The organism is Streptomyces sp. NRRL B-3229 (assembly GCF_000719505.1).
GTDB lineage: Bacteria > Actinomycetota > Actinomycetes > Streptomycetales > Streptomycetaceae > Streptomyces > Streptomyces griseorubiginosus.
This window is the reverse complement of record NZ_JOGP01000008.1, coordinates 15,223-38,134: the sequence shown is the minus strand read 5'-3', so window position 1 is coordinate 38,134 and position 22,912 is coordinate 15,223. Positions and strand designations below refer to the sequence as shown.

22 protein-coding genes are annotated in these 22,912 nt (G+C 71.1%); 11 read left to right on the top strand and 11 right to left on the bottom strand.

The window, feature by feature from the left end:
- Nucleotides 1-43: 43 nt before the first annotated feature.
- The 3 genes from IF54_RS0114440 to IF54_RS0114430 all read right to left on the bottom strand — a co-directional run bounded on the left by IF54_RS0114440 (nucleotide 44) and on the right by IF54_RS0114430 (nucleotide 4,665).
- The gene (locus IF54_RS0114440) at nucleotides 44-1,384 is read right to left on the bottom strand and encodes a CoA transferase (protein WP_107047835.1); all 1,341 of its coding nucleotides are present in this window, start codon (nucleotides 1,382-1,384) and stop codon (nucleotides 44-46) included.
- Between the two features lie 82 nt (nucleotides 1,385-1,466).
- A complete protein-coding gene (locus IF54_RS0114435) occupies nucleotides 1,467-3,053 on the bottom strand; it encodes a S8 family peptidase (RefSeq protein ID WP_030318367.1) in 1,587 nt (528 codons plus the stop codon).
- Between the two features lie 73 nt (nucleotides 3,054-3,126).
- On the bottom strand, nucleotides 3,127-4,665 hold the full coding sequence (locus IF54_RS0114430) for a S8 family peptidase (protein WP_030318365.1): 1,539 nt from the start codon (nucleotides 4,663-4,665) through the stop codon (nucleotides 3,127-3,129).
- A gap of 254 nt (nucleotides 4,666-4,919) precedes the next feature.
- On the opposite strand from IF54_RS0114430, the gene IF54_RS0114425 reads away from it, so the two are divergent.
- The 3 genes from IF54_RS0114425 (at nucleotide 4,920) to moaA (ending at nucleotide 8,040) form a co-directional block, all read left to right on the top strand.
- Complete coding sequence (locus tag IF54_RS0114425) at nucleotides 4,920-5,276, top strand: DUF485 domain-containing protein (RefSeq protein WP_030318363.1); 357 nt, start codon at nucleotides 4,920-4,922, stop codon at nucleotides 5,274-5,276.
- A complete protein-coding gene (locus IF54_RS0114420) occupies nucleotides 5,273-6,892 on the top strand; it encodes a cation acetate symporter (protein WP_030318361.1) in 1,620 nt (539 codons plus the stop codon). Before IF54_RS0114425 ends, IF54_RS0114420 begins: the two co-directional genes overlap by 4 nt.
- Nucleotides 6,893-7,050: 158 nt before the next feature.
- On the top strand, nucleotides 7,051-8,040 hold the full coding sequence (moaA, locus tag IF54_RS0114415; protein ID WP_030318360.1) for a GTP 3',8-cyclase MoaA: 990 nt from the start codon (nucleotides 7,051-7,053) through the stop codon (nucleotides 8,038-8,040).
- Here the strand turns inward: moaA and IF54_RS0114410 are convergent.
- The gene (locus tag IF54_RS0114410; RefSeq protein WP_030318359.1) at nucleotides 8,037-8,255 is read right to left on the bottom strand and encodes a hypothetical protein; all 219 of its coding nucleotides are present in this window, start codon (nucleotides 8,253-8,255) and stop codon (nucleotides 8,037-8,039) included. The genes moaA and IF54_RS0114410 overlap by 4 nt on opposite strands.
- A gap of 190 nt (nucleotides 8,256-8,445) precedes the next feature.
- Entirely contained in the window at nucleotides 8,446-8,844 is a 399-nt protein-coding gene (locus IF54_RS0114405; protein ID WP_030318357.1) for a DUF3099 domain-containing protein, read from the bottom strand.
- 244 nt (nucleotides 8,845-9,088) lie between these two features.
- Between IF54_RS0114405 and IF54_RS0114400 the strand changes: the two genes are divergently transcribed.
- Nucleotides 9,089-9,370, top strand: a complete 282-nt coding sequence (locus tag IF54_RS0114400) for a GlsB/YeaQ/YmgE family stress response membrane protein (RefSeq protein WP_030318355.1) — start codon at nucleotides 9,089-9,091, stop codon at nucleotides 9,368-9,370.
- Nucleotides 9,371-9,436: 66 nt separating this feature from the next.
- Here the strand turns inward: IF54_RS0114400 and tyrS are convergent, their stop codons facing one another.
- From tyrS to IF54_RS0114385, 3 genes are read right to left on the bottom strand one after another with little or no spacing between them, the layout of a single operon-like run.
- On the bottom strand, nucleotides 9,437-10,705 hold the full coding sequence (gene tyrS / locus IF54_RS0114395) for a tyrosine--tRNA ligase (RefSeq protein ID WP_030318353.1): 1,269 nt from the start codon (nucleotides 10,703-10,705) through the stop codon (nucleotides 9,437-9,439).
- A gap of 57 nt (nucleotides 10,706-10,762) precedes the next feature.
- Nucleotides 10,763-12,157, bottom strand: a complete 1,395-nt coding sequence (locus IF54_RS0114390; RefSeq protein ID WP_030318351.1) for a metallopeptidase TldD-related protein — start codon at nucleotides 12,155-12,157, stop codon at nucleotides 10,763-10,765.
- A complete protein-coding gene (locus IF54_RS0114385) occupies nucleotides 12,154-13,677 on the bottom strand; it encodes a TldD/PmbA family protein (protein ID WP_030318349.1) in 1,524 nt (507 codons plus the stop codon). Before IF54_RS0114385 ends, IF54_RS0114390 begins: the two co-directional genes overlap by 4 nt.
- Nucleotides 13,678-13,950: 273 nt before the next feature.
- On the opposite strand from IF54_RS0114385, the gene fabG reads away from it, so the two are divergent.
- From fabG to IF54_RS0114370, 3 genes are all read left to right on the top strand, one after another.
- Nucleotides 13,951-14,670 (top strand): 3-oxoacyl-[acyl-carrier-protein] reductase, encoded by a 720-nt coding sequence (fabG, locus tag IF54_RS0114380; protein WP_030318347.1) that lies wholly within the window; start codon nucleotides 13,951-13,953, stop codon nucleotides 14,668-14,670.
- A gap of 5 nt (nucleotides 14,671-14,675) precedes the next feature.
- Nucleotides 14,676-15,443: an enoyl-ACP reductase FabI gene (fabI, locus tag IF54_RS0114375; RefSeq protein WP_030318345.1), complete on the top strand. Its 768-nt coding sequence runs from the start codon at nucleotides 14,676-14,678 to the stop codon at nucleotides 15,441-15,443.
- Nucleotides 15,444-15,608: 165 nt separating this feature from the next.
- Entirely contained in the window at nucleotides 15,609-15,962 is a 354-nt protein-coding gene (locus tag IF54_RS0114370) for a hypothetical protein (RefSeq protein WP_030318343.1), read from the top strand.
- Here the strand turns inward: IF54_RS0114370 and IF54_RS0114365 are convergent.
- Nucleotides 15,937-16,632, bottom strand: a complete 696-nt coding sequence (locus IF54_RS0114365; RefSeq protein WP_030318338.1) for a FadR/GntR family transcriptional regulator — start codon at nucleotides 16,630-16,632, stop codon at nucleotides 15,937-15,939. The genes IF54_RS0114370 and IF54_RS0114365 overlap by 26 nt on opposite strands.
- 70 nt (nucleotides 16,633-16,702) lie before the next feature.
- On the opposite strand from IF54_RS0114365, the gene IF54_RS0114360 reads away from it, so the two are divergent.
- The 4 genes from IF54_RS0114360 to IF54_RS0114345 all read left to right on the top strand — a co-directional run bounded on the left by IF54_RS0114360 (nucleotide 16,703) and on the right by IF54_RS0114345 (nucleotide 19,181).
- Nucleotides 16,703-18,037, top strand: coding sequence for a CynX/NimT family MFS transporter (locus IF54_RS0114360; protein ID WP_030318336.1), 1,335 nt, complete (start codon nucleotides 16,703-16,705; stop codon nucleotides 18,035-18,037).
- 37 nt (nucleotides 18,038-18,074) lie between these two features.
- Entirely contained in the window at nucleotides 18,075-18,185 is a 111-nt protein-coding gene (locus IF54_RS43895; protein ID WP_020140711.1) for an SGM_5486 family transporter-associated protein, read from the top strand.
- Between the two features lie 205 nt (nucleotides 18,186-18,390).
- Nucleotides 18,391-18,597: a hypothetical protein gene (locus IF54_RS0114350; RefSeq protein ID WP_030318334.1), complete on the top strand. Its 207-nt coding sequence runs from the start codon at nucleotides 18,391-18,393 to the stop codon at nucleotides 18,595-18,597.
- 65 nt (nucleotides 18,598-18,662) lie between these two features.
- Nucleotides 18,663-19,181 (top strand): SixA phosphatase family protein, encoded by a 519-nt coding sequence (locus tag IF54_RS0114345; protein WP_030318327.1) that lies wholly within the window; start codon nucleotides 18,663-18,665, stop codon nucleotides 19,179-19,181.
- 288 nt (nucleotides 19,182-19,469) lie between these two features.
- Here IF54_RS0114345 and serB read toward each other — a convergent pair whose 3' ends face one another.
- The gene (serB, locus tag IF54_RS0114340; RefSeq protein WP_030318326.1) at nucleotides 19,470-20,684 is read right to left on the bottom strand and encodes a phosphoserine phosphatase SerB; all 1,215 of its coding nucleotides are present in this window, start codon (nucleotides 20,682-20,684) and stop codon (nucleotides 19,470-19,472) included.
- 118 nt (nucleotides 20,685-20,802) lie between these two features.
- Complete coding sequence (locus IF54_RS0114335; protein WP_030318325.1) at nucleotides 20,803-22,803, bottom strand: streptophobe family protein; 2,001 nt, start codon at nucleotides 22,801-22,803, stop codon at nucleotides 20,803-20,805.
- Nucleotides 22,804-22,912: the final 109 nt, after the last annotated feature.

Sequence of the window (22,912 nt, the reverse complement as noted above, 5' to 3'; positions counted from 1 at the left end):
GTCCACCGGCAGATCTCAGGGCCCGCCAAGGGGCCAGGCGGGCTCAGCCCCAGCGCGCCGCGTCCGTGCCCCACGGCACCGGCGGCCGGTCCCAGTCCACCGGTCCGCCCTCGAAGGAGACCGGCGACCGCGCGTACCGCAGCCGTCCCAGTGGACTGTCCGTCTCCGAGAGCCAGCCCTGGAGGCCGTCGTAGGGTGCGCTCCCGGCGTTGTCCGCCGCCGTCCCGCTCGGCCCCGCCGTCCAGCCCCTCTCCTCCGTCAGCCGGAGGGCCGTCCGCGCCAGCGCCAGCCGCACGGACCGGCTCCCGCCCTCCCGCGCCTGTTCGGCAAGCGCCCGCAGGACGGCCGCCGCCAGCAGATAGCCGGTCCCGTGGTCGAGGGCCTGCGCGGGCAGTGCACCCGGGGCTTCAGCGGAACCCTCCAGGACGGCTATCCCCGTCGCCGCCTGCACCAGGCTGTCGAAGCCCCGCCGCCCGGCCCACGGCCCGTACGCGCCCCATGCCGACAACTGCGCCACGACGACACCGGGCCGCCGCTCCGCCAGCGCCTCGGGGGACAGCCCGAAACGGTCCAGGGCGCCCGGCCGGTACCCGGTGACGACCACGTCCGCCTGTGCCAGCAACTCCTCGAAGGTCCGCCCGCCGGTGACCAGGTCGAGGGTCGCCGACCGCTTTCCGAAGCCCGTGTCGGCGTGCTGGTCCGGCAGTTCGGGGAGGTGCGGCGCGTCCACGCGCAGGACGTCCGCGCCGAGCAGGGCGAGGGTGCGGGTGGCGACCGGTCCCGCGAGGACCCGCGTCAGGTCGAGGACCCGCAGACCGGCGGCCGGCAGCAGGGGAGAGGCACCGATCGGGGCGAACACGCGCGCGGGTGCGCCGTCCAGCCGACCCCGCTCGACCAGCGGCCGCTTCGCCACCTCGGCCGCCTGGGGGTGTGCGGCCCACTCCTCGGGGGAGCGCAGGGCGACGGCGAGCCCTCCGGCCGCGTACACGGTTTCCTCGACGTCCAGGGCGGACCGCTCGGCGAGCACCGCCTCGACGGCCGCCGGGTCGTCCGGCACCCCGAGCGCGGCCAGGAGCCGCGCGCGGTGGTGCGGGTAGTTGGCGTGCGTGCGCACCCAACCGTCCGCCGTCCGCCAGAACCGTGACAGCGGTGCGAAGGTGACCGGCGCGCGACCGTTGATCAACAGATGGCGCTCGCTCAGGAAGGCGGCGGCGACCGACCCGTCGTCCACCCGTGCGGTCGGCACCTCGGGCAACCCGGCCCGCATCGCCCCCAGTTCGGCGGCGGCCCGTGCGCACTCGCCGACACAGGCGCGCGCCAGTTCCCGGACGGGAAGGCGCCCCTGAAGGACGCCTTCCCGCACGACAAACTTGATTCCAGTCATGACTGCACTATGCAGTATTGACTGCATCAATATATGGACCGACCTCGATCGACCCGATCGACCCTTGTTCCTGCTCCAGTTCCTACTTCGTCACCGCGTCCAGCGCGTCCACCGTGCCCCAGCCGTAGAAGCCGTTGCGGTTCTTCGCCCCCTCGCACACCGCGTCGACCTTGCCGTCGCCGTTGATGTCGTACGGCTTCGTGCACGCCGTGGCGTCGGCCTCGGCGTACAGCAGTGCCTTCACCAGGGCCGGCGGGGCGTACGGGTGCGTCGACTTGATGAGGGCGGCCACGGCGGCGACGTGCGGCGACGCCATCGACGTACCGGCCATGTAGCCCCACCTGCCGCCGGGCAGCGTGCCCAGGATCAGACCGCTGGTCGCGGGTGGCGCGGGCGTCTGGTAGGCCGTCGAGTCACCGCCGGGCGCGGCCACGTCGATGACACCCAGGCCGTAGTTGGAGAACGACGACTTGATGCCCTTCGCACCGGTCGCCGCGACCGTCACGACACCCGGCAGCTGCGTCGGTATGTCGAAGCACTCCGACGGGTCGATCACCCGGTCCGACGGGGTGCCGTCGTTCGGCGAGACCGGGTCGGTGATCTCGTCGGCCGCCAGGTCGTAGTTCTCGTTGCCGGCCGCGGCCACGTTCACCACGCCCCGCTTCTCCGCGTACCGCGAGGCCCGGGTGACGGCGTCCACGAGCGCCTTCTGGTCCGGGTCGTCGGTGCAGTTGAAGTACCAAGGGTCGGTGTAATAGCTGTTGTTGGTGACGTCGACACCATGGGTGGCCGCCCACATGAAGCCGCACACGACGGCCTCGGTGTAGAAGTAGCCGTCGGTGGTCGACACCTTGATGCCCGCCACCTTCACCCCGGGCGCGACACCGGTCATGCCGACGCCGTTCTTGGCCGCGGCGATCTCACCGGCCACGTGCGTGCCGTGCGGGCTCTCCGCCGCGCTCGGCCGCCACGCCCCGTCGGTCGTGTCGGGCTTGCCCGTCACGCAGTTGACCGACGCGGCCCGGTCGAAGTTCGGCGCGAGGTCCGGGTGGGTGTCGTCCACACCGGTGTCGATCACGGCGACGGTCACCTTGCTGCTGCCGAGCGACTTCTCGTGCGCCTTGTCCGCCTTGATGGCGGGCAGGTCCCACTGCAACGACTCCAGCGGGTCCTGGCCGGCGTCCGCGGCGGCCTGTGCGGCGGCCATCTGCGCCGAGCTGAGCGCCTTCGGTGTGCCCTCGTCGGTCGTCGACTGCGCGGGCAGCGGCGCGTTGCGGGTGTTGCCCGCCGACTCGACCCCGCGGACCTTGCGGATCGTCTTCGCGAAATCGGGGTTCGACGAGTGGACGACGATCACGCCGATCCGGTCGTACGACGTGACGATCGTGCCGCCGGCCTGGGCGATGGCCTTCTTCACCTGAGCGGAAGGACCGTGCCCGGCACGGACGTTGACGACATAGCTGAGCGCCGTGCCGTCCGCGTCGGCGGTGGCGGCGAGGAGGTCGGCCGCGGTGCCGGCACCGGCCGTGGTGGCCGGCACGCCGCTCGCGGTGCCGGGCAGGCCGGCCGCGGACGCCGTGGCCCCCGGGAGGAACGCCATGGCCGTCGCCATGGCCATGCCGAGCGGGAGCGCGAGTGCGCGCCGCCGGCGCGGGTGGAGCCCTGTCATGATGAAAGTCTCTCCAGTTCGTTCTCGGGACAAGCGGTCCGTACGAGTGGTGCCGTGGGTCCGGATCGGCGCGTCACTTGACCGCGCGCAGCGCGTTGACGATCCCGAAGCCGTAGAACCCGTTGACCCGGGTGCCGCCCTCGCAGACCGCGTCCTGCGTACCGTCGCCGTCCTGGTCGTAGGAGGCCGGGCAGCTCGTCGCGTTCGCCTGCACCTTGAGCAGCGCCTGGAGCTGGGCCGGGCTCGCCTTGGGATGCGTCGACTTCAGCAGCGCGGCGACGCCCGCGGCGTGCGGCGAGGCCATCGAGGTGCCCTGGAGGAAGCCGTACGCGCCGTTGGGCAGGGTGGACAGGATGCGGCCGTTCTTCGACGGCGTGTCCGGGATCTGGTAGAGCCGGTCGCCGCCGGGCGCCGCGACGTCGATGACGCCCTTGCCGTACGAGGAGTAGTACGACTTGAGGTTCTTGACGCCCGTCGCGCTGACCGTGACGACGCCCGGGAGCTGCGTCGGCACGTCGAAGCACTCGTGCGGGTCGACGGTCCGCTCCACCGCCGTCGAGTCGTCGGGGCTGGAGTCGTCGACGATCGCGTCGGAGTCCAGGTCGTCGTTGGAGTTGCCCGCCGACGCCAGGCTGAGCGTGCCCTTCTTCTGCGCGTACTGCTGCGCCCTGTTGACCGAGTCGACAATGGCCCGCTGATCCGGATCGTCCATGCAGTTGTACAGCCATGGATCAACGTAGTAGCTGTTGTTCGTGATCTCGACGCCGTGGTCGGCCGCGAACACGAAGGCGCACACGACGCTCTCGGGATAGAAGAGGCCGTTGCTCCGGTCGGTCACATTGATGGCGGACACCTTCACGCCGGGCGCGACCCCGGCCACGCCGATGCCGTTGCGTGCGGCGGCGATCTCACCGGCCACGTGGGTGCCGTGGTAGTCGTCCGCGGTGTACGGCCGCCAGGCGCCCGGCGTGGTGTCCGGGACACCGCCGTTGCAGTTCGCCGACTGGGCGGCGGAGAAGTTGGGCGCGATGTCGGGGTGGGTGTCGTCGACGCCGGTGTCGATCACGGCGACGGTCACCTTGCGGCTGCCCGGGTTGATCCTGGCGGCCTGGTCGGCGCCTATCGCGCGCAGGTCCCACTGGTCGGCCTCGAGGGGCTCGCTGTCCGGCGTGGCGGCCGAGGTCTTCGCGACCTTCGCGGCCTGCTCCGCCGACAGCACCTGGACCGCGCCCTCGTCCGTCGTGCCCGCCGGGGTCAGCGCCGAGGTGCGGGTGGCGCCGGCCGACTGCACCCCGCGCACCTGGCGGATCTTCTGCGCGAAGTCCGGGGCGGAGGAGTGGACGACGATCACGCCGATCTTGTCGTAGGCGATCACGACGGTGCCGCCGGCCACCGGTATCGCCTTCTTCACCGCCGCGATCGTGCGGTGGTCGAGCCTGGTGTTGACGACGTACGACAGGTTCGTCGCGTCCGCGGCCCGCGCAGTGGAGTCCGTGGCGGGGGCGGCCGAGGCGGCCGAGGGCAGGAAGCCGAGCGAGGCCGTGAGGGACAGCACGACCGGAACGGCGAGCGCGAGGCTGCGTCTCGAACGTCGGGAACGCGGCTGGGACATGGGGTCTCCACATCATCCGGAAACGAAACCGGCCCGAGGCACAGGGTGGTGCTCGGGCAGGTACATGACGGGTGGTGCAGCCCGAAGCTATCTCCCGATGTCGCTGGCCAGCAATGACTTCCCCAAGGCGAGTTCGGAAAGAAGCAAAGTGAGTTGAACCGGTCCCAGCGCGGCGCCGTGACCTTGAACAGGGAACGCGAGGACACTCGCCCCCGATCCCCGTCACCACCGCACCCGCAACGCGAGGAGACCCCGTGGCCACCGACGCACCGCCACCCTCGAAAGAGACCCACAAACTCCCCACCTCCGCGGAGTTCACCGAGGTTCAGGAGAGCGCGGAGTTCGGTGAACTGCGCCGCTCCTACCGCTCCTTCGCCTTCCCGCTGACCGTCGGCTTCATCGCCTGGTACCTGCTGTACGTCCTGCTGTCCAACTACGCGGGCGACTTCATGGGCACCAAGCTCTTCGGCAACATCAACGTCGCCCTGGTCCTCGGTCTCGCCCAGTTCCTGACCACGTTCCTCATCGCCTGGTGGTACTCGCGCGTCGCCGCCGCCAAGTTCGACCCCAAGGCCGAGGCCATCAAGTCCCGGATGGAGGGCGGAGCATGAGCCCCGCGATCACCCTCGCCGCAGGCGAGGCCAGCGAGCACCGGCCGCTGATCATCAGCCTGTTCGCCGTCTTCGTCGTCGCGACCCTCGTCATCACGGTCTGGGCCGGACGCCAGACCAAGGACGCCTCCGACTTCTACGCGGGCGGACGGCAGTTCACCGGCTTCCAGAACGGCCTCGCCGTATCCGGCGACTACATGTCCGCCGCGTCCTTCCTCGGCATCGCGGGCGCCATCGCCCTGTTCGGCTACGACGGCTTCCTGTACTCCATCGGCTTCCTGGTCGCCTGGCTCGTCGCCCTGCTCCTGGTCGCCGAACCGCTGCGCAACTCCGGCCGCTACACGATGGGTGACGTCCTCGCGTACCGCATGCGCCAGCGCCCGGTCCGCACCGCGGCCGGCACCTCCACCATCGTCGTCTCGATCTTCTACCTGCTGGCCCAGATGGCCGGCGCGGGCGTCCTGGTCTCCCTGCTGCTCGGCATCACCAGCGACGGCGGCAAGATCGGCATCGTCGCCCTGGTCGGCGTCCTGATGATCGTGTACGTCACCATCGGCGGCATGAAGGGCACCACCTGGGTCCAGATGGTCAAGGCGGTCCTGCTGATCGCGGGCACCCTGCTGCTGACCTTCCTGGTGCTGCTCAAGTTCGACTTCAACGTCTCCGACCTGCTCGGCACGGCCGCCGACAACAGCGGCAAGGGCGCCGCCTTCCTGGAGCCGGGCCTGAAGTACGGCGCCACCGGCACCACCAAGCTGGACTTCATCTCGCTCGGCATCGCCCTGGTCCTCGGCACCGCCGGTCTGCCGCACATCCTGATCCGCTTCTACACGGTGCCCACCGCCAAGGCCGCCCGTAAGTCGGTCATCTGGGCCATCGGCCTCATCGGCGCCTTCTACCTGATGACCCTCGCCCTCGGCTTCGGCGCCGCGGCCCTCATCAAGCCGGACGAGATCATCGCCTCCAACAAGGCGGGCAACACGGCGGCACCCCTGCTGGCCCTGCATCTGGGCGGCGTCGACTCCAACTGGGGCGCGATCCTGCTGGCCACCATCTCGGCGGTCGCCTTCGCCACCATCCTCGCGGTCGTCGCCGGACTCACCCTGGCCTCGTCCTCGTCGTTCGCCCACGACATCTACGCGAACGTCATCAAGCGCGGCCAGGCCACCGAGAAGCAGGAGATGAGCGCGGCCCGCTGGGCCACCGTCGGCATCGGCGCGGTCTCCATCCTGCTGGGCGCCCTCGCCCGCGACCTCAACGTCGCCGGTCTCGTCGCGCTCGCCTTCGCGGTCGCCGCCTCCGCGAACCTTCCGACGATCATCTACAGCCTCTTCTGGAAGCGGTTCACCACCTCCGGCGCCCTGTGGTCGATCTACGGCGGCCTCGTCACGGCGGTCGGCCTGGTGCTGTTCTCGCCGGTCGTCTCCGGCAAGCCCTCCTCGATGTTCCCGGACGTCGACTTCCACTGGTTCCCGCTGGAGAACCCGGGCATCATCTCGGTCCCGGTGGGCTTCCTGCTCGGCATCCTCGGCACCTACCTCTCCAAGGAGGAGCCGGACAAGGGCAAGTACGCGGAGCTGGAGGTCCGGTCCCTGACCGGCACCGGCGCCCACTGACCCGCTCCCTGAGCAGCGGCCGTGTCGTAGGTCTCTACGACACGGCCGCTTCGTACGTCGTGGGATCGGGCACTGTCGTTGTCAGTGACGTCACGTAGGCTCGCAAGTGACGGAAAGAGATGACCGCCGACTGAACCGCCACGAGGGAGGGGGCCCACGTGCTCATCGACACCTTTGGCCGGCAGGCCACCGACCTGCGGGTCTCGCTGACCGACCGCTGCAATCTGCGCTGCACGTACTGCATGCCCGAAGAAGGTTTGCAGTGGCTGGCCAAGCCGGATCTGCTCACCGACGACGAGATCGTCCGCCTGATCGACATCGCCGTCACCTCCCTCGGCATCGAGGAGGTCCGCTTCACCGGCGGGGAGCCGTTGCTGCGCCCCGGTCTGGTCGGCATCGTCGAGCGCGTCGCGGCCCTGGAGCCGCGCCCCCGGATGTCCCTGACCACCAACGGCATCGGCCTCAAGCGCACCGCGGAGGCCCTGAAGGCGGCGGGCCTGGACCGGGTCAACGTCTCCCTGGACACCCTGCGCCCCGACGTCTTCAAGACCCTCACCCGCCGGGACCGCCACAAGGACGTCCTGGAGGGCATGCGGGCCGCCCGCGAGGCGGGCCTGACCCCGGTCAAGGTCAACTCCGTCCTGATGCCGGGGCTCAACGACGACGAGGCGCCCGACCTCCTGGCCTGGGCCGTGGAGAACGACTACGAACTGCGCTTCATCGAGCAGATGCCCCTGGACGCCCAGCACGGCTGGAAGCGCGACGGCATGATCACCGCCGGGGACATCCTGACCTCCCTGCGCACCCGCTTCGAGCTGACGGAGGAAGGCTCCGAGGAGCGCGGTTCGGCTCCCGCGGAGCGCTGGATCGTCGACGGCGGACCGCACCGGGTGGGTGTCATAGCCTCCGTCACCCGGCCGTTCTGCGCGGCCTGCGACCGCACCCGCCTGACGGCCGACGGCCAGGTGCGCACTTGTCTGTTCGCCCGCGAGGAGACGGACCTGAGGGCCGCCCTGCGCTCCGACGCGGGTGACGAGGAGATCGCCCGTCTCTGGCGTGAGGCGATGTGGGGCAAGAAGGCGGGAGCGGGCCTGGACGACCCGACGTTCGTCCAGCCGGACCGCCCGATGTCGGCGATCGGCGGCTAGGCCCCTTCGGGCGCCTGCCACTCCTCGAACGCCACGACGTCCTTGAGGAAGCCCCGCACCCCGAGGAACTGCGACAGATGCTCCCGATGCTCCTCGCACGCAAGCCACGTCTTGCGCCGCTCGGGCGTGTGAATCTTCGGGTTGTTCCACGCGAGCACCCACACGGCGTCGACACGGCAGCCCTTGGCAGAGCAGACAGGGGTCTCGTCACTCACGGAATTCGTCTCACAAGAGGGGGAAAAAGGCGACGCCGAGCAGCCACGGGGGGAGCTGCCCGGCGTCGGTCCGTCGCTCCGACGGGGGATGCGGAGCGCGTACGAAGTATGTCACGGGTAACCCTTGGCCCGGCACTGGAACAACATGATTGATCTGAGCTTTTCTTGAGCTTGGTGCGGAGCGGACTCGTCATGTCCGTTCGCGCGGTTCACCCCGTACGCCCGCCGTCGGCTCAGCCTCGCCGTCCTCCGCCGGGCGTTCCGCGAAGCCCTCGTCCGCACGCGGCGGCATGATCATCGGCCGGTTCGGAACGGTCACGAACGTCGACGGCAGGGAGGGCGCGTTCTCCCGCCCCGCGTTGGCGATGACGACGGCGATGTAGGGCAGCACCGCCCCCAGCACCAGCGCCACGATCGCGACGTGCCGTTCGACGTTCCAGAGCGTGGCCGCGAGCACCACGGAAATCGTACGGACGGTCATCGAGATGACGTACCGGCGCTGCCGTCCGCGCACGTCCTCCTGGAGGCTGGTCCGGGCGCCGGTGATCCGGAACACCTGGGCGCTGCCGCCGCCATGCTGCTTCCGCATCACATTCCACCATCCGCCCGCATCGGACTCCCGCCGCCCCGTATCCGCTCCGTACCCGGTGGAGGCACCGGGCCAGGACACTCTCCACGGTACGCCGCACCTGCGCCGTCTACGAGACCGGGTCACCTCTCGCCGGGCCGAACAGGCTCACTCCCGCGCGTACGGCCGTACCCGACATGCGTCGTAGCGCGAACGGGCCGACACTGGCCGTAATGCTCACGTCGAGCCGTACGAGGAGGCAGCCATGGGCTGGTTGTGGGCGATCATCGTGGGATTCGTGCTGGGCCTGATCGCGAAGGCGATCATCCCCGGCAAGCAGCACAGCCCCCTCTGGCTGACCACCATCTTCGGCATGCTGGGCGCCATCGCCGGCAACGCCATGGCGCGCGGGTTCGGCGTGGAGGAGACCCCCGGCATCGACTGGAGCCGCCACGTCTTCCAGCTGATCGCCGCGATCATCATCGTCGCCGTCGGTGACATGGCCTACATGGCGACGCTGGGCAAGAGGAAACACCGCCGGGCCTGAGAGCCGCCGTACGACGAAGGGGGCGCCCTCCGCGAGGAGAGCGCCCCCTTCCGACATGCCCGGAACCTACGCGGACGTGACCTCGACCGCCGCCAGGTTCTTCTTGCCCCGGCGCAGCACCAGCCAGCGACCGTGCAGCAGGTCCTCCGCGGCCGGGACGGCGTCCTCGGCGGTGACCTTGACGTTGTTCACGTAGGCCCCGCCCTCCTTCACGGTCCGGCGCGCGGCCGACTTGCTCGCCACAAGACCGACCTCTGCGAACAGGTCCACGACCGCGCCGAGCTCGGCCACCTGGATGTGCGGGACCTCGGAGAGCGCCGCGGTCAGCGTCTTCTCGTCGAGCTCCGCCAGCTCACCCTGCCCGAACAGCGCCTTCGAAGCGGCGATCACCGCGGCCGTCTGCTCGGCGCCGTGCACCAGCGTCGTCAGCTCCTCCGCGAGCGCCCGCTGCGCGGCACGGGCCTGCGGACGCTCCTCGGTCTGCCGCTCCAGCTCCTCCAGCTCCTCGCGGGACCGGAAGGACAGGATGCGCAGGTAGGTCGAGATGTCCCGGTCGTCCACGTTCAGCCAGAACTGGTAGAACGCGTACGGCGTCGTCATCTCCGGGTCGAGCCAGACGGCGCCGCCCTCGGTCTTGCCGAACTTGGTGCCGTCCGCCTTGACCATCAGCGGCGTCGCCAGACAGTGCACCGAGGCGTCGGGCTCCAGGCGGTGGATCAGGTCCAGGCCCGCCGTGAGGTTGCCCCACTGGTCGCTGCCGCCCTGCTGGAGCGTGCAGCCGTAGCGCCGGTACAGCTCCAGGAAGTCCATGCCCTGGAGCAGCTGGTAGCTGAACTCCGTGTAGCTGATGCCCTCCTGCGACTCCAGCCGGCGCGCGACCGAGTCCTTGGTCAGCATCTTGTTGACCCGGAAGTGCTTGCCGATGTCCCGCAGGAACTCGATGGCCGACAGGCCGGCCGTCCAGTCCAGGTTGTTCACCATCGTGGCGGCGTTCTCGCCCTCGAAGGACAGGAACGGCTCGATCTGCGCGCGCAGCCGGGTCACCCAGTTCGCGACCGTCTCCGGGTCGTTCAGCGTGCGCTCCGCCGTGGGGCGCGGGTCGCCGATCTGGCCGGTCGCCCCGCCCACCAGGGCCAGCGGACGCAGCCCCGCCTGCTGGAGCCTGCGCATGGTCAGGACCTGCACCAGGTGGCCGACGTGGAGGGAGGCCGCGGTCGGGTCGAAACCGCAATAGAACGTGACGGGACCGTCCGCGAGCGCCTTGCGCAAAGCGTCCTCGTCAGTGGACAGGGCCCACAGCCCCCGCCACTTCAGCTCGTCGACGATGTCCGTCACGGTTCTCGTATCTCCTAGAAAGTTCCTCGGGCAGTCGAGTGGCTGCCGGCTACGAGGTTATACGCCCTGACTGACAGAACTCATATTGAAATCCGGCACCCGCAGCGCGGGCATCGCGGCCCTGGTGAAGTAGTCGCTCCACTCCCGCGGCAGCGTCTTCTCGGTCCGCCCCGCCTCCGTCGCCCGCCCCAGCAGGCCGACCGGCGACTCGTTGAACCGGAAGTTGTTCACCTCACCGGTCACCTCGCCGTTCTCCACGAGGTACACGCCGTCCCGGGTCAGCCCGGTCAGCAGCAGCGTGGCCGGGTCGACCTCGCGGATGTACCACAGGCAGGTCAGCAGCAGCCCGCGCGCGGTGTTCGCGACCATGTCCTCCAGGGACAGGTCCGAGCCGCCGTCGAGGACGAGGTTGCCCGCCCCGGGGGCGACGGGCAGCCCGGTCAGGCCCGCGCCGTGCCGGGTGTTCACCAGGTGCGCCAGCTCGCCCGCACGGACCCAGTCGGTGGCCGCGATCGGCAGACCGTTGTCGAACACCGACTGGTCGCCCCCGGAGGAGTGCGCGACCACGAAGGGCGCCGACTCCAGGCCCGGTTCGTTGGGATCGCTGCGCAGGGTCAGCGGCAGCTCGGTCAGCCGCTCGCCGACCCGGGTGCCGCCGCCCGGCTTGGAGAACACCGTCCGCCCCTCCACCGCGTCCCGCCCGGATGCCGACCACTGCTGGTAGATCAGCAGGTCGGCGACCGCGGTCGGCGGCAGCAGCGTCTCGTACCGCCCGGCGGGCAGCGGGACGCGCCGCTCGGCCCATCCGAGGCGTACGGCGAGCTCGGCGTCCAGCGCCGCCGGGTCGACGTCCTTGAAGTCCCGCGTGGAGCGTCCCGCCCAGGCCGAGCGGGTGCGGTCCGGCGACTTGGCGTTGAGCTCCAGCGTGCCGTTGGGCTGGTCGTGGCGCAGCCGCAGCCCCGTGGACGTGCCCAGATAGGTCGACACGAGCTCGTGGTTGGCGAAGCCGTACAGTTCGCGGCCGCCCGCACGCGCGCGTGCGAAGGACTCGCCGAGCGCCGGCGCGAAGTCGCCGAAGACGGCCGAGGAGGTCTCGGCGGGCCCGTCCGTGAAGTCGGGGGACTCCGGCACACCGGTGACCAGCGGCTGGGCGTCCTCGGCGGGCCCGGCACCGCGTGCGGCGGCCTCCGCGGCCCGTACCAGCGGCTCCAGCTCGTCGGCGGTCACCGCGGACCGGGAGACGACCCCGGAGGCGGTGCCCTCCTTGCCGTCGACGGTCGCGACGACGGTGAGCGTGCGCCCGCGCGTTACGCCGTTCGTGGTGAGCGCGTTGCCCGCCCAGCGCAGGTTGGCGGTCGACTGCTCGTCGGCGATCACGACACAGCCGTCGGCCCGGGACAGCGCGAGGGCCCGCTCGACGATCTCGTGCGGCTTGGTGGTGCGGGCGCTCATCGACCGGCCTCCTGGGTCGTGTTGAGGATGTTGACACCCTTGAAGAGGGCTGACGGGCAGCCGTGGGACACGGCCGCGACCTGGCCCGGCTGGGCCTTGCCGCAGTTGAAGGCGCCGCCGAGGACGTAGGTCTGCGGGCCGCCCACCGCGGCCATGGAGCCCCAGAAGTCGGTGGTGGTCGCCTGGTAGGCCACGTCCCGCAGCTGACCGGTGATCCGCCCGTTCTCGATCCGGAAGAACCGCTGACCGGTGAACTGGAAGTTGTAGCGCTGCATGTCGATCGACCAGGACCGGTCCCCGACGACGTAGATCCCGCGGTCCACGCTGCCGATGAGGTCCTCCGTGGACATGCCCGCCGGGTCCGGCTGGAGCGACACGTTGGCCATGCGCTGCACCGGGACATGCCCGGGGGAGTCGGCGTAGGCGCACCCGTTGGAGCGTTCGAAGCCGGTCAGCTTCGCGATCCGCCGGTCCAGCTGGTAGCCGACGAGCGTGCCGTCCTTCACCAGGTCCCAGGACTGGCCCGCGACGCCTTCGTCGTCGTAGCCGATGGTCGCGAGGCCGTGCTCGGCGGTGCGGTCACCGGTGACGTTCATCAGCTCGGAGCCGTAGCGCAGCTTGCCGAGCTGGTCGAAGGTGGCGAAGGAGGTGCCGGCGTAGGCCGCCTCGTAACCGAGGGCGCGGTCCAGCTCGGTGGCGTGGCCGATGGACTCGTGGATGGTCAGCCACAGGTTGGACGGGTCGACCACGAGGTCGTACAGGCCCGACTCCACGCTCGGCGCCCGCATCTTCTCGGCGAGCAGCTCCGGGATCTGCTCCAGCTCGCTCTCCCAGTCCCAGCCGGTGCCCGTGACGTACTCCCAGCCGCGCCCGACGGGCGGTGCGATCGTCCGCATGGAGTCGAACTCGCCGCTGGACTCGTCGACCGAGACGGCCGTGAGCGACGGATGCAGGCGCACCCGCTGCTGGGTGGTGACCGTGCCCGCGGTGTCGGCGTAGAACTTGTTCTCGTGCACGGTGAGCAGCGAGGCGTCGACGTGGTTGACGCCGCTCGCCCCCAGCAGCCGCGCGCTCCAGTCCCCGAGCAGCGCCGTCTTCTCCTCGTCGGGCACCGAGAACGGATCGATCTCGTACGACGAGACCCACGTACGGTCGGCGTGCACGGGCTCGTCGGCGAGCTCCACCCGCTCGTCCGACCCGGCGGCCCGGATGACCTGCGCGGACAGCTTCGCCATCGCCACGGCCTGGGAGGCGACCTTGGCGGCGGCGTCCAGTGTCAGGTCCACGCCCGACGCGAAGCCCCAGGTGCCGCCGTGCACGACCCGCACCGCGTACCCGAGGTCGGTGGTGTCCGAGGACCCCGCGGGCTTGGCGTCCCGCAGCCGCCAGGACGCGCTGCGCACCCGCTCGAACCGGAAGTCCGCGTGCTCGGCCCCGAGCGCACGCGCGCGTGCCAGCGCGGCGTCGGCGAGGGCGCGTAGGGGAAGCGCTGTGAAGGCTTCGTCGATGGTATGAGGCACCTGGGTCTCTTTCTGTCGGGACGGGGTCGGCGGCCGGTCGGGATGGGGTAGGCGGCGGCCCGCCCCCGATCATGTCGCGGCGACCGGCGCCCGGACCACACGTTTGTGACCGCTGCCGCCATCTTTCTGTAGAGACCCGACAGCGAGCCCCTTGAGCCACTGTCGGTGCCCGAATGTCCTCGGCAGGGGACGGACCGATAGGTTTTCGGAGAAGCCGCCTGTCATCCAGGTTTTCGGGCGGGTGTGTCAGACCCCTATGGAAAGGGTGATCCGTTGAGCCGCTCGGTTCTCGTCACCGGAGGCAACCGGGGCATCGGCCTCGCCATCGCCCGCGCTTTCGCCGACGCCGGCGACAAGGTCGCCATCACGTACCGCTCGGGTGAGCCGCCGGCCGCCCTGACGGAATTGGGCTGCCTCGCGGTCAAGTGCGACATCACCGACTCCGAGCAGGTGGAGCAGGCCTACAAGGAGATCGAGGCCGAGCACGGTCCGGTCGAGGTCCTGATCGCCAACGCCGGCATCACCAAGGACCAGCTCCTGATGCGCATGTCCGAGGAGGACTTCACCTCGGTCATCGACACCAACCTCACCGGCACCTTCCGCGTGGTCAAGCGCGCCAACCGCGGCATGCTGCGCGCCAAGAAGGGCCGCGTCGTCCTGATCTCCTCGGTCGTCGGCCTCTACGGCGGCCCAGGCCAGGCCAACTACGCCGCCTCCAAGGCCGCTCTGGTCGGCTTCGCGCGCTCCCTCGCCCGTGAGCTGGGGTCGCGCAACCTCACCTTCAACGTCGTCGCGCCCGGCTTCGTCGACACCGACATGACCAAGGCCCTCACCGACGAGCAGCGCGAGGCCATCGTCAAGCAGGTGCCCCTCGGCCGGTACGCGCAGCCGGAGGAGGTCGCCGCGACGGTGCGGTTCCTCGCCTCCGACGACGCCTCGTACATCACTGGAGCCGTCATTCCCGTTGACGGCGGACTGGGAATGGGTCACTGATCACCATGAGCGGAATCCTCGAGGGCAAGCGCGTCCTGATCACCGGTGTGCTGATGGAGTCCTCCATCGCCTTCCACGCCGCCAAGCTGGCCCAGGAGCAGGGCGCCGAGATCATCCTGACGGCGTTCCCGCGGCCCACGCTGACCGAGCGCATCGCCAAGAAGCTCCCCAAGCCCACCAAGGTCATCGAGCTCGACGTCACCAACGACGAGCACATGGGCCGGCTGGCCGACGTGGTCGGCGAGGAGCTCGGCGGCCTCGACGGTGTCGTGCACTCCATCGGCTTCGCGCCGCAGGACGCGCTCGGCGGCAACTTCCTGAACACGCCGTTCGAGTCCGTGGCCACCGCCATGCACGTCTCGGCGTACTCCCTGAAGTCGCTCACCATGGCCTGCCTGCCGCTGATGCAGAACGGCGGCTCGGTCGTCGGCCTCACCTTCGACGCGCAGTACGCCTGGCCGCAGTACGACTGGATGGGCCCGGCCAAGGCCGCCCTGGAGGCCACCAGCCGCTACGTCGCGCGCGACCTGGGCAAGCAGAACATCCGCTGCAACCTCATCTCCGCGGGCCCGCTCGCCTCCATGGCCGCCAAGTCCATCCCGGGCTTCAGCGACCTGGCCTCCGTGTGGGACAACCGTTCCCCGCTGGAGTGGGACCTCAAGGACCCGGAGCCGGCCGGCAAAGGCATCGTCGCCCTGCTGAGCGACTGGTTCCCGAAGACCACGGGCGAGATCATCCACGTGGACGGCGGGCTGCACGCCATCGGAGCGTGACGCTGCCGCCGAGGCTCGGCCGACGCTGAGGGCCCGCACCTTTCACAGGTGCGGGCCCTCACCCGTTCGGCCCACCAGGCCGGGCGCGGTACGGCCACAACTGGGCACCCTGGATTACGCGTTCACCCGCGCTTTCCTCCCCAGCACGGCCGAGGAGGTCCCCTTGTGCGCCTGTCCCGCAGTCTGGCCTCAGTGACCGCAGCCGTCTGTCTCGTGATGTCCCCGCCGTACGACGCGATGCCGCACACGCGCGTGGCGGCGCGTGAAGCCGCACCGCCGGAGCCCTTCGGGGCGTCCTGCCGCAGCCAGGTCACCGGTTCCCGGGTGACCGCCTACTGCCACAACCCGTTTCCCCGCACCGACGGCGTCCGCCTGCACATCGAGTGCGCCCGCTGGTGGGACCTGGACACCGACGGCGCCGAGGTCGGGGCGGGGCCCGCGCAGACCGTACGGCTGACCGGCCGGTGCTGGAAGGAGGTCCGCTCGGTGTGGGTCAGCCACCGGAAGCTGGCGCTGTGAACCGTCCAGGACGGCACAGGAAGGGATAGCCGGCCGCCTCCCGCGCGGCGGCGCCGGCGTCACCCGCGCGGATCGCGTCGACGAGCCGTGCGTGGTCCATGTACATCTCGGGTGTCAGCTCCTCGCCGACGTCCTCGCGCAGCCAGTCCCGCAGCACCTCGCCGAGATCCGCGTACATCTCGGTCATCACGTCGTTGTGCGAGGCGGCCACCACGGCCAGGTGGAAGGTGGTGTCCGCGGTCACGAACGCCTCCGCGACCCCCGACGCCCATGCCTCATCACGCCGTACCAGGAGCGTGTCGAGCTGCTTGAGGTCCTTCTCGGTGCGCCGCTCGGCGGCCAGCCGCGCCGCGGCCGACTCCAGAGTGGAGCGCAGCTCGGCGACGTGCCGGGGGTCCGCGTCGGCGAACCTGCGGTGCATCACGCCCGCCAGCTCACTGGTCGCCACGACGTACGTGCCCGAGCCCTGGCGGATGTCCAGCAGCCCGTTGTGCGCGAGGGCACGGACGGCCTCACGGACGGTGTTGCGCGCGACCCCGAGCTGTTCGACCAGCTCGGGCTCGGTCGGGATCCGGGAGCCGACCGGCCACTCGCCCGAGGTGATCTGGTTGCGCAGCGCGGCGATGACCTGCTCGGACAGCGCCGAGCGGCGGGGATGACTCAGGGGCATGGCACACCTTCGCACGGCCGGGGCGGCCGAGGGCGCCCTGGGGATGGACAACCAATCATCCTATGATTCTATGATGGGTGCCATGGCAAGCGAGGAAACCCGGGCAGTGAAGCCCACGGCAGCACGCGTCCCGTCGGCAGAAGGGCCCCTTCCGCCCGCCCCGCGCGCGTGGGCGGTGCGGCTGGTCGTAGTCGGCATCGTGCTCTCCGCGCTCAACCTCCGCCCCGCCATCACCAGCCTCGGCGCCCTCCTCGAAGAGGTCCGCGACGGACTCGGCATGAGCGGCAGCGTGGCCGGGCTGCTCACCTCCGTGCCCCCGCTGTGCTTCGCGGTCTTCGGCGTCGCGGCCCCCCGCCTGGCCCGCCGCTTCGGCGCGGGCGCGGTGGTGTGCGCGGGCATGGTCGCCATCACCACCGGCCTGCTCGTACGGCCGTACACGGGCTCCACGCCAGGCTTCCTTGCCGCCAGCGCCCTCGCCCTCATGGGGATCGCCGTCAGCAACGTCCTGATGCCGGTCATCGTCAAGCGCTGGTTCCCGGACCGGGTCGGCTCCATGACCGGCCTGTACTCGATGGCCCTGGCTCTCGGCACCTCGGCCGCGGCCGCGGTGACCGTGCCGCTGACCGACGCGCTCGGCGGCGGCTGGCAGTCAGGCCTCGCGGTGTGGGCCGCTCTCGCCGGAGCTGCCGTACTGCCGTGGATCCCGCTCGTACGGGACAAGGGTCCCGGGTCCGCCGTGGGCAGCGTGCACGCGCGCGTGGAGGGTGCCGGACCCGTCCGGCACGTGCACGCGCGCGTGGAGCCGACCGCGCTGCGGATCACCCGGAGCCGGACCGCGTGGGCGCTCGCCGTCTTCTTCGGGCTCCAGGCCACCGCCGCCTACATCACCATGGGCTGGATGGCGCAGATCTTCCGGGACGCGGGCGTGCCCGCAGGCACCGCCGGGGTGCTGCTCGCCGTCACCATGGTGATGGGCGTCCCCCTGGCCTTCGTCATCCCGCGGGTGGCCACCCGGCTGTCCCACCAGGGCCCGATCGTGCTCGCGCTCGGCGTCTGCGGCCTCTCCGGCTACGCGGGCCTCTACCTCGCGCCCGCCGCCGGCGCCTGGGTCTGGGCCGTTCTGCTCGGCGTCTCGAACTGCGCCTTCCCGCTGGCCCTCACCATGGTCGGGATGCGCGCCAGGACCGGCGCGGGCGTGGCCCAGCTCTCTGCCTTCGCGCAGAGCACCGGCTATCTGATCTCCATCCCCGGCCCGCTCCTGGTCGGTGTGCTGTACCAGCACAGCGGCGGCTGGGGCCTGCCGATCGCGCTCATGATCGGCCTGATGATCCCGCAGATGGCCGTCGGAGTGCTCGCGGGCCGTGACCGTACGGTCGAGGACGAGGCGGCCGCGGCGGCACCCTGACGGTCCGGGTAAGAGACCGGAGTGCGACACTGGCCGCATGCTCGACCCGAACCCCCAGAACGGCCAGAAGAAGATGCTGCTGGTCTTCGGCTCGTTCCTCGCCATCTTCGTCGTCATCGCGATCATCGCCACGATCGCCTCGCCTTGATCCGGATCTTGATCCGATGACCCCCGACCTTGGTCCGATGACCCGCTCCCCGGGGCGGCGGTGGGGTTAACCCCCCTGTCCCCTAGGGGGCGAGTGTCAGGGTCAACTGGGTGGATCACCGGATGGGTTGAGGCCCTCCGGGTCCGTACCTTCGAGTTGTGACCGCGAGCAGCGGATCACCGGAACTCGAAGACCGGAGGCACTCATGTCGGCCCCTGCGCACACCCCGCCCCACCCGGCGTCCCGGGGCGGCGTCGACATCCGGCTGCCCTGGTGGGCCCTGGCCCTGCCGACGCTGGCCTTCGTCGTGCTCCTGGCCCTCATCCTCAATCCCTCCGACGCGCACGCGGCCGCCGGCGACCCCGCCGTCACCCAGTTCCTGGAGCGCGTACAGCAGCTCATGGCGCGTTAAGCACCCGCGAAGCCGCCCGTCAACTCCCTGCGCCCCGTGGCCTGTTTCATGCGAAGCTGGATCCTATGAGCGTCGCAGAACCCCGCAGGATTGTCCTTTTCCGGCATGCGAAAGCCGACTGGCCACAGGTCACCGACCATGAGCGGCCGCTCGCCGACCGGGGCCGAAAAGATGCAGCGGAGGCCGGACGGCGGCTGACCGATTCCGGCATCCCCTTCGGCCTGGCCCTCTGCTCCACCGCCACCCGGACCCGGGAGACCTGGAAGCTCGCGGTGCAGGAGTTCCCGCACCGGCCGAAAACGGTCTACGAGGAGCGGATCTACGAGGCCTCTCCCGGCGAGCTGATCGCCGTGCTCAACGAGACCCCGGACGACGTGCAGAACGCCGTCCTGATCGGCCACAACCCCGGAGTGCAGGGCCTGGCCGACATTCTCGCCGGCGCCGCCGAGGGGGACACCCGCCGCCGGATGAGCGAGCGCGGCTTCCCTGCCGCCGCCTTCGCCGTCCTGTCCTTCAGCGGTCCCTGGAAGGCCCTGGAGCCCGGGGTGGCCACCCTCGTCGAGTACTGGGCACCCTCCGACTGAGACCCCGACCCGCACGCCAGACGCGACGTGACAGGGCCCGGCACCGAGACGGTGCCGGGCCCTGTCATGCACACCGTGCCGAATTCCGCCCCGGACACCGATGGGCGGTCACCTTCACTCCGCACGCCGACGGGCGGTCCGGCCTGCGCACCGGGCGTCGACCGGTGGTCCGGCCTGCACTTGCACACCGACGGGCGATCCGGCCTCCACCCGCACACCGACGGGCGGTCCAGCCTGCGCCCCGCACGCCGACGGGGCCGACTCAACCCTCCGCCCCGTCCGCCGGTCTCAGTCCTCTACGTGCGCGTCCGCCGCCTCGACCTCTTCGCGGGTGACGCCCAGCAGGTACAGCACCGTGTCCAGGAACGGCACGTTCACCGCGGTGTGCGCGGCCTCCCGCACCACCGGCTTGGCGTTGAAGGCGACCCCGAGCCCGGCCGCGTTCAGCATGTCCAGGTCGTTCGCGCCGTCCCCGATCGCCACCGTCTGGGACAACGGCACCCCAGCCTCCGCGGCGAACCGCCGCAGCAGCCGCGCCTTGCCCGCGCGGTCCACGATCTCCCCGGTGACCTTCCCGGTGAGCTTCCCGTCGACGATCTCCAGCGTGTTCGCCTGGGCGAAGTCCAGCCCGAGCCGCTCCTTGAGGTCGTCGGTCACCTGGGTGAACCCGCCCGAGACGACCCCCACCTGGAAGCCGAGCCGCTTCAGCGTCCGGATGAGGGTGCGCGCGCCCGGCGTCAGCCGCACCTCGCTGCGCACCTTGTCCACGACCGAGGCGTCCAGCCCCTCCAGCAGGGCCACGCGCGCGTGCAGCGACTGCTCGAAGTCCAGCTCGCCGCGCATCGCGGCCGCGGTCACCTCGGCCACCTGGTCCTCGCAGCCGGCGTGCGCGGCGAAGAGCTCGATCACCTCGTCCTGGATGAGCGTCGAGTCCACGTCCATGACGACCAGCCGCTGGGCCCGGCGGTGCAGACCGGCGGCGACGACGGCCACGTCCACGCCGAGCTTGCCGGCGTCCGTCACCAGGGCGGTGCGCAGCGGCTCGGTCTCGACGCCGGACACCGCGAACTCGACGGCCGTGACGGGGTACTTGGCCAACCGGAAGATACGGTCGATGTTGCCGCCGGCCTTGGCGATCTTGGCGGCGATGGCGGCGGTGGCCTCCGCGGTGAGCGGGTGACCGAGCACGGTGACAAGGGAACGCCCGAGGCCGCGCGGCCGGTTGTCACCGAGGCCGGAGATGATCTCCGCCTGCATCTTGATCGACTCGGCCCAGCTGTGGACGGTCGCCCGCAGATCGCCCTCCTGCGGGCGCGGCGGCGCGGTCACGAGCGCGCACAGCACCATCCGGCCACGGGTGACGACCTGCTCGATGTCGACCACGTCGACCGAGTAGGCGGCGAGGGTGTCGAAGAGGCCGGCCGTGATGCCCGGCCTGTCCTTCCCGAAGATCTTGACGAGAAGGGTGGGGACGTCGGGAGACGAGGTCTGCGAAGCGCTCATGGTGCTCCCACCGTATCCGGCACCCAGTGCCTTCTGCTCCCGCGGTCCGTCTGACGGACAGGGAACAGTCGGTGTCGGGCGGGTGGCGCGGGCCTTGCGAGCCGACCACGTCCGCGCGTCAGCGCCGTCCCTTCGGGTTCCCCGGCGGTGGCGGGGGAGGAGGCGGCGGTGGAGGCGGGGACTGCCGTCCTTCCTCGCCTCCGGAGCCTCGCCGGTCACCGGGCCGCCGCACGGGAGGGTGTTGGGGTGAACGAGGGGGCGGGTCGATCGGACCGGCCACGGTGGGAGCGCCGTAGACGGTGTCGGACCGCCCCGGCGAGTCGTCCTCGGGCCCCCTCAGCTCCTCAGGCCCTCTCAGTCCCTCAGGCCCCCGCAACTCCTCCGGCACCCGCAGATACGGGTTCGTCGCCGCGTTGGGAGGCCGATAGGAAGCACCGGGCACGTACGGACCGGCTTCACCTCCGTACGGCTCGAATCCGCCGCCATGGGGCACGGAACGCCCGGCCCGCGGATCAGGCTCGCCGCCGTACGGCCCCGGCCCGCCGCCCCCGTACAGCCTCGCCGCACGGTCGTCATAGGGCCCGGACCCACGCTCGCTCTCGTACCGAGGATCCCCGCCGACCCCCACCCCCGTCCCTCCCGTGGACCAGGTCCCGGCACCCGCTTCCGCCCCCGCCACCACACGCAGTGACAGCCCGGACGCCCGCGACCCCGCCGCGCCCGTGGCCCGCGCCAGCAGCGCCCCCGCCGCTCCCGCCGCCGCGCCCCACACCGCCCCGAGCAGCGCCGCCATCCCGAGCTGCCCCCGCAACTCCACCCCCGCGCCGAACGCGTCGAACCCCAGCACCGACAGCGAGGCATTCACCGACACCTCCGTCAGCCAGGCGAGCAAGGGCAACGCCAACGCGGTCGCCACTCCCAGCCGCACCGCACACCGCCCGGCGAAACCGAGGGTCCCCGGGTCCCGTACGGCTCCCATGTCTCCGCCGTACGCATGCCCCGCCCGCACCCCCACCGGCGTCCGCACCGCCGTGAGCACCCCCGCCAGCAGCATCATCAGCGCCGCCCCCACCCCCAGCAGCCACACCCGCCCGTCCAGCGCCGCCAGCTTCCCCAGCGTCACCGAGTGGTCGGAGCCCGAGCCGAGGAGCCGGTCCAGGGGGTCCGGGAGGAAGTTCGTCAGGACGCCGGTCGCGCGGCCTTCGAAGGGGACGAACAGGCCGATGGGGATGCCCAGCCAGACCCCGTTCGGCGTCCCGAGCAGCGCCGCGCCCGCGATCCGCTTCGGATGGTCGTCGCCGATCGCCGCGAACGCCGCCGCGGAGAGCCCCGCGACCACCGCGACCAGCAGCACCGTCACCAGCGCGGACACCGCCGGCCGTACCACCCGGTGCACGGCCTCCCAGCCGCGCGGCAACGGCGTTCGGCGGGACGCCAGCAGCGCGACCAGCAGGATCCCGATCGACCAGCCCAGACCGCCGAGCAGCGTCGGCGCGGTGTCCACCGTGAAGCCGACGGCGGCCTTCGCGTCGACGAGGTCGCCGATTTTGTCGGGCAGCAGCCCGCCGATGTCGCCGACGTCGCCCAGCCCGGGAATGTTCAGCCCTCCGCCCCCGCCCGCCCCGGGCAGCTTGTCGAGTCCCAGGGCGCCCCCGTCGATCGTGATGACGTCGTGCCCCGCCCAGGCCAGCCCGCCCAGCATCGCCACGAACAGCGCGATCACCGAACCCGCGCGCGCCAGCAGCTCGGAGGGTGCGATCACCGCTCCGGCCGCCCGCAGGGACCGTAGGAAGAACCAGGACAAAAGCACCGCACCGACCAGGCTGACGCCCAGTGGCGTGATCTCGATGGCGGTCGCGGCCTGTGCCCCCGTCAACCCGAAGGCGGACCCGTCCCCGGAGGGCGTCACCGAACCTCCCGCCGCGAGGGTCACCACCGCCGCGGTCATCGGGCCGAGCGAGGCCACCGAATCGGCCTCCAGCAGATGCAGTCCGAGCGCGGCCGTGCCCGCCATCCCGATCAACGCCCAGCTCACGGACGTCACCGCGGACAGCACGATGTCCCCCCACGGCAGCCGGACGCCGTGCGGCGCGTTCTCGACGCTCCTGGACGCACTCATGGCAGACCCCCCGATCCGCGGCGCGGCCGAGACCGCGCTCATCCCCCTCGCGTGGATTACCCACTCTCCGGGTCGGTTTCAACCCCGTCAACGGAACCGGCCGAAGCGT

Excerpts from the sequence above, each read along its gene's own strand:
- IF54_RS0114350 (WP_030318334.1), top strand. The coding sequence starts at position 18,391 with ATGTCGGCCCCTGCGCACACCCCGCCCCACCCGGCGTCCCGGGGCGGC.
- IF54_RS0114335 (WP_030318325.1), bottom strand. The coding sequence starts at position 22,803 with ATGAGTGCGTCCAGGAGCGTCGAGAACGCGCCGCACGGCGTCCGGCTG.
- IF54_RS0114400 (WP_030318355.1), top strand. The coding sequence starts at position 9,089 with ATGGGCTGGTTGTGGGCGATCATCGTGGGATTCGTGCTGGGCCTGATC.
- IF54_RS0114435 (WP_030318367.1), bottom strand. The coding sequence starts at position 3,053 with ATGACAGGGCTCCACCCGCGCCGGCGGCGCGCACTCGCGCTCCCGCTC.
- IF54_RS0114430 (WP_030318365.1), bottom strand. The coding sequence starts at position 4,665 with ATGTCCCAGCCGCGTTCCCGACGTTCGAGACGCAGCCTCGCGCTCGCC.
- IF54_RS0114345 (WP_030318327.1), top strand. The coding sequence starts at position 18,663 with ATGAGCGTCGCAGAACCCCGCAGGATTGTCCTTTTCCGGCATGCGAAA.
- serB (WP_030318326.1), bottom strand. The coding sequence starts at position 20,684 with ATGAGCGCTTCGCAGACCTCGTCTCCCGACGTCCCCACCCTTCTCGTC.
- IF54_RS0114420 (WP_030318361.1), top strand. The coding sequence starts at position 5,273 with ATGAGCCCCGCGATCACCCTCGCCGCAGGCGAGGCCAGCGAGCACCGG.
- IF54_RS0114440 (WP_107047835.1), bottom strand. The coding sequence starts at position 1,384 with ATGACTGGAATCAAGTTTGTCGTGCGGGAAGGCGTCCTTCAGGGGCGC.
- IF54_RS0114365 (WP_030318338.1), bottom strand. The coding sequence starts at position 16,632 with ATGCCCCTGAGTCATCCCCGCCGCTCGGCGCTGTCCGAGCAGGTCATC.
- fabI (WP_030318345.1), top strand. The coding sequence starts at position 14,676 with ATGAGCGGAATCCTCGAGGGCAAGCGCGTCCTGATCACCGGTGTGCTG.
- IF54_RS43895 (WP_020140711.1), top strand. The coding sequence starts at position 18,075 with ATGCTCGACCCGAACCCCCAGAACGGCCAGAAGAAGATGCTGCTGGTC.
- IF54_RS0114360 (WP_030318336.1), top strand. The coding sequence starts at position 16,703 with ATGATGGGTGCCATGGCAAGCGAGGAAACCCGGGCAGTGAAGCCCACG.
- IF54_RS0114405 (WP_030318357.1), bottom strand. The coding sequence starts at position 8,844 with ATGCGGAAGCAGCATGGCGGCGGCAGCGCCCAGGTGTTCCGGATCACC.
- IF54_RS0114390 (WP_030318351.1), bottom strand. The coding sequence starts at position 12,157 with ATGAGCGCCCGCACCACCAAGCCGCACGAGATCGTCGAGCGGGCCCTC.